The sequence below is a fragment of the Methylobacterium sp. B1 genome, from assembly GCF_000333255.1.
Classification (GTDB): Bacteria; Pseudomonadota; Alphaproteobacteria; order Rhizobiales; family Beijerinckiaceae; genus Methylobacterium; species Methylobacterium fujisawaense.
The window spans coordinates 1-7,727 of record NZ_BACT01000008.1 but is presented as its reverse complement, the minus strand read 5'-3'; the positions used below and the strand labels follow the sequence as shown (position 1 = coordinate 7,727).

The window sequence follows — 7,727 nt, the reverse complement described above, 5'->3', positions numbered from 1 at the left end:
CACGAGATCAGCGTGGTGGTCTGGGTCGGCTACGACAACGCCGACGGCACCCGCAAGACCCTCGGCCGCGGCCAGACCGGCGGCCATGTTTCGGTGCCGATCGCTTCGGCGATCCTGCAGGCGGCCTGGGCGAACGGCATCGCCAAGACGCCGCTGCGGGGACCCTCCCCCGAGGCGCGCCCCTTCATCGCCGACCTGGTGGTCGATCCGCGCAGCGGCGTGCGGGTCGCGGGCGGCGGCTTTCTCGAGCATTTCCGCACAAGCGGCGACGGACGGATGGCGGACACGCAGTACCGCCTCGTTCCGCGGGAGACGCTGTACGCCATGCGGCCCGACGCCCAGGACGGCGATCTCGCCGGCGCCGACGACGGCGCGAACGTGGCGGGCGACTATTACGGCAACATGACGGGCGAGCGGCCGCGGGCCGACTTCCTGGACCCGTTCGGCGAGCGGCCGGCGCCGCGCAGCCGCCGTGCGCAGGGCGATGTGGATCTCTACGGGCAGGATCCGTACAAGCCCTGGCCCGGCCAGACGAACCGCTCGCCCTTCGGCGGGGATGACGACGCGCGCCGGCCGCGCCGCCGCGATCCGGACTACCTGTTCGGCGAAGATCCCGGTTACTGACTGCCCTCCCCGAGAGATGAGAATCCCGTTGCGTCAGCAGCTTCCTGCCGCCCTGGCGGCCGCCCTCACGGTCGCTCTCCCGGCCATCCCGGTCCGCGCTCAGACGCCCGCCGCCAACACGGCGCCGGCACCGGAGCGGGTCAAGGATGTGCCCTCGGTCACGGCCGTCGACCCCGCCGCGATCAAGCCGGGCCAGATCCTGTTCACCGATCACCGCGAGAATCCGTCGGCGCCAGAGAACGGCCTGATCCCGTATCTCGACTGGTTGAAGGTGCGGCCGGCCGAGGCGACGGCGCTCGCCCCCTATCCCGGCTACAAGGAGCCGGATTACACCGTCACGGTGAACGGCGTGACAAAGCCCCGGCACGAGACGCTGAAGGTCTATGTGGCCGAGGGGCGCTTCGTCGTCCCGCGGCCGGCCGAGGCGATCGACCTCCAGGCCTTCGCCAATCTCGCCTTCGTCCAGAAGATGGATCCGGCGATCAAGCACCGCGCCATCTCGGCCGCCGACGTGACCCCCAACAAGGATCCGGCCGCCGCCTTCGCCAAGCGACCCGACCGGCCCTGGTGCGAGGGGGCGGGCGCCTGCATCGAGTCGCGCTACGATCTCGAGGGCAAGCTGCCGCTCGGGGTGAAGCTCGCCAACAAGCTGGAGGAAGGGTCGGCCAAGAAGATCGCCGAGTTCGTCTCGTTCCAGAGCGAGTTGCGGGTCCTCGGGCCGGACCAGGCCGCCGCGCTCAAGGCACTGACCAAGATCGACACGTCCGTCACCGGCGGCCTGGAGCAGACGATCTTCTGGGTCAACCAGATCCTGCGCTTCGGCAAGTTCCTCGCCGTGTTCCAGCCGATGCCGAACGACTCGACCAAGACGGTGGTCACCACCTACATGGCCCTGGCGATCAAGGGGGACGTCCTCGACCGCAAGGCCGAGTACGCCCGTGTGCCGGTTCTCAAGAACCTGCTGCCGGCGCAGGTGCTGATGGGAAATTCGAGCTTCAACACCGGCAACTCGATCAGCGCCGGCCTGCCGGTCTACGCCCGCAACCGGATCGCCGCCTTCGCGGACGCGCTCACCAAGCGCTGACGCGTCGCGACCGCGGGTGTCACATCCCGCGGTTGCCGATCGTCGGCAGCGTGGGCTGGGTGTAGGCGCGGTTCACGTCCCGGCGGCTCTGGGTGCCATTCGTGTTGCCGGAGGCGCGGTAATTGTCGAGGTTGAAGGTCTCGGCCAGCCCGCTGCGCGAGTCCGGCCCGTCGCTGGTGCTGCAGGCACACAGGCCACCGAGGGTGAGTGCGGAGAGGGCGAGAAGGGTCAAGCGCATCGCAAATCCTGAAACCTGCCGGAGTCGAGCCTCTCTCCGGCATCTCCCGGACGAGGCCTCGACGAAACGTCTCGCGGCATGGTCAGCCCGGGAGCGCGCCCGTCAAGGTCGCGCGCAACGTGTAAATCCGTTCTGTGGCCTCCGATGCGCAGCGGCCACGGAAAATCCACCACACCCCCGGTTTGGGGCGGATACCGACGGGCAATCGTGTTGAGCGCGGCCCGCGCCCCCTGGCGAATCCGGACCGTTTCGGGCGACAACCCTCGGCAATGAGCAACGTCTTGCCCTTCCGCCCGCGTCCCACCGTCACGCGCCTCGCCCGCTGCGAAGTCGTGACCGTGGCCGGCGATCTTCTCGCCCTCCTGGAGCAGCTCGAGGATGTGAGCGCCCGTGCTGCCGCGATGGGTCGCCCCGCGCTCGAGGTCGAGCGGACGGTCCAGCACCTGCTCGATGCCGTGAGTGCGGTCGAGCGCGCCCTCGACTGCATCGGCGAGGGCGAGCAATCCGCTCCGGGCTGATCGGCGCTTCACCCCCACCGCATCCGGATCGCGTCATCGCCCTCAGACGGGGGCGTCGAATACTGCACCGTCGCGAAGTCGACCGGTGTTGCTAAGCAGATCGTAAATCATCCGGAACCCTCCAGTACGCCTTGCGGTTGAGGGTCGGATGCTCACGTCGGGCGTCGGTTCCGGAGGATGTCATGAGGCTTCGCACGAGCAGTTTGCTGGCCGTCATGACGGCCGGCGGCCTTCTCGCCGGGACGACAACGCACGCCCACGCGGCCGAACTGGGCTTCCTCGAGATGCTGTTCGGGGCTCGGCCGGCGGTTCAACAAGCTCAGCCCGCGCAGACCCAGGCTCCGGCCTTCGAGAGCCGTTCGTATGGCCGCCAAGCGAGCCCGCGGCTCGGCGCCGCCCGCCGTCGCTTTCAGACCCGCTACGCGGCGCTGCCGCTGAAGATCCGCGTCAAGGAGCGGGAGATCAGCGAGCGCCAGACCCCCATCGACATGAAGGGCGGCGCCACGGCGGCTCTGTTGAAGGACGAGACGCTGCGCCCCGGCGACATCGTGGTCCTGAATGCCGGCGCCCGGGTGTTCACCGGGAATCCCGACAAGCGTCACGCCATCCGGGATTTCGAACCGGTCCAGAACTCGCGCTTGGTCAGCAAGGGCACCCGCAAGGTCCTGGCCGGCCTGTTCACGCCGGTGGGCACCCTGCCCGCACAAGCCGCACGGCAGATGATGGCGCGGGCGAAACAGCCGGCCCCCGAGATCGCGACGCCGATCCCCGCGCAGAAGACCGCGATGCGGGTGATCAACCCCGTGGCATGAGGCGCAGTGACTGGCGCGGCCGTCGCTCAGAAAAAGCGCTCCTTGATGACGATCGTGTCGCCCGGACGGACCGCGTAGGTCATCGGCACGATTCCCGAGACCAGCGTGCCGTTGGTGTCGCGGGTCAGAACGGCATAATCCCGCGCCGCCCGGGGGCCGAAGCCGGCGGCGATGGCCACCGCCGTCTCGACGGTCATGCCGTTGACGAACGGATACTGGCCCGAGGTGGTCACCTCCCCGAGAATGTAGAAGGGCCGGTAGGCGTCCACCTCCACGGTGACGTGCGGCTCGCGGACGAACCCGGCCGCCAGCTTGGCCTCGACCGCCTTGGCCGCCTGGGCGGTCGTCTGACCGCCGACCTGCACGGTGCCGATCAGCGGCATGGCGATGCGACCGGCACCATCCACCGCGTAAATGTTCGACAGGTTGTCCTGGCCGAAGACGATCACCCGGAGCTTGTCGCCCGCCGCCAGCGTGTAGCGGGCAGCGATCGACCCGGTGCCGGTCGCGTCGAGTTCGTCGGTGCGGAAGCTCGGCCGCAGGCAGCCGCCGAGTGCCAGAGTCGAGCCGAGTGCGAGGAGCAGAGCGCGCCGGTTCATCACCATCGCCGTCAAGGATGCAGTTGCCGGATCATCTAGGCCGTTAAGGTTAATGAAACTTGATCACCGCCGGACGGGCCGGCCGGCGCCGCCGGTCCGCGCGCACCTTAACTCTTGAGCAACCTTAACATCCACTAATGGCGGCGGGCGGGCAGTAATGCCGGCCCGGTTTTCCGCCGCGTCCAGAGCGTCCGCATGTCCTCTATACGTCAACGCTCGACCAACGCCCTGCCCAGCCCGCAGCCGCGCGCCGACGAGGGCCTCGGTCTCGCGCAGCTGCCGCGGATTCTGAGGCGCTCGATCGGATGGATCGTCGGACCGACCCTGGTGGTCGCCCTGGGGGCGAGCGTCTTCGTCAACGTGGTCAGCCCCCGCTACACCGGCGAGGCGAAGGTTCTCCTGGAGAGCCGCGACCCGGCCTTCGCCCGCACCGCGCAGGAACGCGCCGACCAGCTCGCGCCCATCGACGAGCAGGCTGTGGCGAGCCAGGTGCAGGTGGTCATGTCCCGGGATCTCGCCCGCGAAGCGATCCGCCGGCTCAAGCTCGTGGGCAATGCCGAATTCGATCCCGGCGCCGGCAGCATCGGCCCGGTGCAGCGCGTGCTGATGATGCTCGGCATCGGCGCCAATCCTCTGGACCGCCCGGCCGAGGACCGCGTGCTCGATGCCTATTTCGATCACCTGCTGGTCTTTCCCGCCGGAAAGTCGCGCATCCTGACGATCGAGTTCCGCGCGAAGGATCCGAAGCTCGCGGCCGAAGCCGCCAACACCATCGCGAAGCTCTACATCGGCTCGCTGGAGGCCGATAAGGTCGACACTGCCCGCTATGCCTCCACGTGGCTCGGCGGCAACATCGACGGGCTCCGCAAGCGCGTCGCCGAAGCCGAGGCGAAGGTTGAGGCGTTCCGTGTCAAGAACGGCCTCGTGGGCAGCGCCGGCGCCACCGGCCGGCCCCTCAACGCGCAGCAGCTCGGCGAATTGTCGAGCCAGCTCTCGGCGGCGCGGAGCCTGAAGGCCGATCTCGACGGCAAGGTGAAGGCCATCAAGGACCTGATCAAGGACGGGCGCGCCTTCGAGATCCCGGATGTCGCCAACAACGAGGTGATCCGGCGGATCGTCGAGAACCGGATCTCGGTGCGCGCCCAGCTCGCCCTCGAATCGCGCACGCTGCTGCCGGCTCATCCGCGGATCAAGGAACTCAACGCCCAGCTCGAGGATCTCGACGCGCAGATCAAGGCTTCCGCCGAGCGCATCGTGCGGACGATGGACAACGACGCCAAGATCGCCGGCGCACGGGTCGAGAGCCTCCGGAGCGCCGTGGACGGCCAGCAGGACGTCGTCGCCCAGGGAAACGCCAGCGAGATCCAGCTCCGCGCGCTGGAGCGCGAGGCCAAGGCGCAGCGTGAGCAGCTCGAATCCTATCTCGGCCGCTACCGCGAGGCGGCGGCGCGCGACGGCGAGGCGGCGACGCCGGCCGATGCCCGGATCGTATCCCGCGCGGTGACGCCCGAGGTGCCGTCCTTCCCGAAGAAGTTGCCGATCGTCGCGTTCGCGACGCTGCTGACCCTCATGCTCTCGGCCGGCGGCGTCATCGCCAGCGCGCTGCTCGCCGAATCCGGCCGCGCTGCCGGACAGCGCGACGGCGATCCGACGGACGATCGCCGCCGCCGCGAGCCGGTGATGGACCGGCCGACCTTCGCGTTTCCGGAGCCGATGCCGTCCGAGCGCTGGTCCCAGCCGTCGGAGGCCGCAGCCGCCTCCGCGACGACGGCACCCGTGGCGAAAGCGTCAGCCGGCGCCGCCGAGACCTTCGACCTTGCGCCCCTCGTCGCGCGCATCGCCGCAGCGCCCCGCGTCCCGGGGGCCCAGTCCGGCCGCCGGATCCTGATCGTCGAGACCGAGGACCGGCGCGGTCCGGCGACGCTCTCGGAGGCCCTGACCCGTGCCCTCGGCCGCGAGGGGAGCCTCGTCGCCGTGGATCTGAACGCGCCGAGCAGCGGGCCCCGGGGCTTGGGCTTCTCCGACCTCATCGCCGGCGAGGCTGCCTTCCTCGATGTGATTCAGGCCGGTCGCGCCGGCGGCCATCATCGGATCGCGGCCGGGCTCCACGATTCGACGGTCCTGTTCGACGCGCCGGACGCTCTGGTGTTGACCTTCGAAGCCATGGCGGAGGCCTACGAGTGCGTGCTCTTCCGGCTCGCCGCCGCGCCCGGCGCCGTCGACCTGCTCGAGCTCGTCGCGGGCTTCATGGACTGCGTGGTGATCGCGTCGAATGCCGATGCGGAGGATCCGGCGCTGGCCGATCTCTACGCCCTGGCCGAGGATGCGGGTGCGGGGCAGATCCTGGTCGCTCAGGACCGTCCGGCGAATGCGGATTTTCAGGATCCGGCGGCCGAGCTGCGCCTCACCGCCGCTTGAGACGGGTGCCGCCGGGCGCAGGTCCGGCCCAGGACGGCGACGGTCAGGGCCGGCGGCGCAAAGCCCGGAGCCGCTTAAGGACGGCGTAGAGACGCGGGTCTCGCTTGATGCGCCGCTTCGTGCGCGTGAGGCTTCCGCGCACGGCCCCGTAGGTCCGGCCGCGCATGGTCACCGGTATGACCGTCTCGACGAGGCTGATCGTCTCGTCGCAGATGCTGGCCTTGTAGCGCGCCTCGCCGACGCCGAGGTCGAAGCCCTGCCGGCCCCGGTCCGTCTGATCGCGCACCAGATGTTGCAGCAACAGGTCTCCGGGGCTGTACCGGGCGATCTCCGGGTCGGCATCGAATGCCGTCATCATGCCGCTGAAGCGCCGGTCGCTCACGGCGCCGCCGAACGTTGCCAGGACCCGGCCGCTCTCGACGAGGCAGAGGGCATGCACCTCCACCGCCGGCTCCGCGCCGGTCGACGCCGCCGCGAGGAAGGCGCGGATCGCGGGATCGGCATAGGGGTCGGAGATGCCCATGACGGCGAAGCGCGCCGATTTCTGCGCGTAGAAGGCGGCCAGCAGACGCTGCGCCTCCTCGGGCGTCCCGGCGCGGCGATAGGCGATGGCGCCGTGCGCCTCGATGAGGCGCTTCTCCTTCGAGCGCAGCTTCTTGCGGGCGTCGGCGCTGAAGACCCGGCGCACGGTCGCCTCCGGGTCCGGCCCGAGCATGAGACCGTAGGCATCGCTGGCCTCGGGCTCGCCGGTCGCGGCGAGCGGATTCACCGCCCCGTCCCACATCCTGGGTTGATGCTTGAGGGTGTAGGCGTCGATGCCGTTGGCCCGGCCCACCTGGATCAGGGCCGTGACGATGCTGCTGGACGGGAGGGCTGCCGCATCGCGGGTGGCGAAGAGCGGCATATGATAGTTGGCGTGCGTGTCACCGACGGTGCGCGCGATGCGGAGGCCGTGTTCCCGCTGCAGCGTCAACGGCATGAGAAGGCGTGGACGCCCATCTGCGTTCCGCACGATCACGATGCGGGCATGCTCGACCTGCCCGGTCGCATGCAGATAGGCGCTGACCCAGTCGAACCGCTGATAGGGCGTCCCGAGGGCGGCCGGCTCGGTTTCGAGCCGGCGCCAGAGTGCCTCGGCGGCATTCAGATCCGGGATGATCTCCGCGATGAGCCCGTGGGCCAGGCGCGATTCGACCATGCCCGTTCCCGCCATCTGGACGCCGGTCGCCATGACCCGATCTCCCAGGGACCACCGACGATCCCGTGCCGCCCGAATACTGGGTTCCAGGGCCTGAATGGCCCGTCACCTCAACGCGGGATCCTTGGCCCGCGGCGCGGCACGGCGCGGCAAAAGGGATGCGTGGCTAACAGCACCTTTCTTCCGGTCGCCCCTCGGTGCGGCGGCTTTCGGATTTGTTTACCGCGTCGCGCCAG

The 7,727-nt window shown here is 69.7% G+C and carries 7 protein-coding genes and 1 pseudogene; 5 read left to right on the top strand and 3 right to left on the bottom strand.

Annotated features, from left to right (window positions below; all coding sequences use genetic code 11):
• Positions 1-624: pseudogene (locus I53_RS00260) on the top strand (glycosyl transferase); the annotation flags it as partial.
• 28 nt (positions 625-652) lie between these two features.
• Positions 653-1,708, top strand: coding sequence for a hypothetical protein (locus I53_RS00255; RefSeq protein WP_043345332.1), 1,056 nt, complete (start codon positions 653-655; stop codon positions 1,706-1,708).
• Between the two features lie 19 nt (positions 1,709-1,727).
• On the opposite strand, the gene I53_RS00250 is transcribed toward I53_RS00255, so the two are convergent.
• A complete protein-coding gene (locus I53_RS00250) occupies positions 1,728-1,946 on the bottom strand; it encodes a hypothetical protein (protein ID WP_043345328.1) in 219 nt (72 codons plus the stop codon).
• A gap of 269 nt (positions 1,947-2,215) precedes the next feature.
• Here I53_RS00250 and I53_RS00245 point away from each other — a divergent pair, with 269 nt between their 5' ends.
• Together I53_RS00245 and I53_RS00240 are read left to right on the top strand one after the other, a co-directional pair.
• Positions 2,216-2,464 (top strand): hypothetical protein, encoded by a 249-nt coding sequence (locus I53_RS00245; RefSeq protein ID WP_043345326.1) that lies wholly within the window; start codon positions 2,216-2,218, stop codon positions 2,462-2,464.
• Positions 2,465-2,646: 182 nt separating this feature from the next.
• Complete coding sequence (locus I53_RS00240; protein ID WP_043345323.1) at positions 2,647-3,276, top strand: hypothetical protein; 630 nt, start codon at positions 2,647-2,649, stop codon at positions 3,274-3,276.
• A gap of 26 nt (positions 3,277-3,302) precedes the next feature.
• Here I53_RS00240 and I53_RS00235 read toward each other — a convergent pair whose 3' ends face one another.
• Positions 3,303-3,881 carry a polysaccharide biosynthesis/export family protein gene (locus I53_RS00235; RefSeq protein WP_043345320.1) on the bottom strand — a complete coding sequence of 193 codons (579 nt, stop codon included), beginning with the start codon at positions 3,879-3,881 and terminating at the stop codon, positions 3,303-3,305.
• 189 nt (positions 3,882-4,070) lie between these two features.
• On the opposite strand from I53_RS00235, the gene I53_RS00230 reads away from it, so the two are divergent.
• Complete coding sequence (locus I53_RS00230; protein ID WP_043345318.1) at positions 4,071-6,293, top strand: exopolysaccharide transport family protein; 2,223 nt, start codon at positions 4,071-4,073, stop codon at positions 6,291-6,293.
• Positions 6,294-6,336: 43 nt separating this feature from the next.
• Here I53_RS00230 and I53_RS00225 read toward each other — a convergent pair whose 3' ends face one another.
• The gene (locus I53_RS00225) at positions 6,337-7,524 is read right to left on the bottom strand and encodes a GNAT family N-acetyltransferase (RefSeq protein ID WP_051044586.1); all 1,188 of its coding nucleotides are present in this window, start codon (positions 7,522-7,524) and stop codon (positions 6,337-6,339) included.
• Between the last annotated feature and the right edge of the window lie 203 nt (positions 7,525-7,727).

What these genes read in the sequence shown, in the direction of transcription:
- I53_RS00250 (WP_043345328.1), bottom strand. Translation starts at nt 1,946, where the DNA reads ATGCGCTTGACCCTTCTCGCCCTCTCCGCACTCACCCTCGGTGGCCTG.
- I53_RS00245 (WP_043345326.1), top strand. Translation starts at nt 2,216, where the DNA reads ATGAGCAACGTCTTGCCCTTCCGCCCGCGTCCCACCGTCACGCGCCTC.
- I53_RS00240 (WP_043345323.1), top strand. Translation starts at nt 2,647, where the DNA reads ATGAGGCTTCGCACGAGCAGTTTGCTGGCCGTCATGACGGCCGGCGGC.
- I53_RS00235 (WP_043345320.1), bottom strand. Translation starts at nt 3,881, where the DNA reads ATGGTGATGAACCGGCGCGCTCTGCTCCTCGCACTCGGCTCGACTCTG.
- I53_RS00230 (WP_043345318.1), top strand. Translation starts at nt 4,071, where the DNA reads ATGTCCTCTATACGTCAACGCTCGACCAACGCCCTGCCCAGCCCGCAG.
- I53_RS00225 (WP_051044586.1), bottom strand. Translation starts at nt 7,524, where the DNA reads ATGGCGACCGGCGTCCAGATGGCGGGAACGGGCATGGTCGAATCGCGC.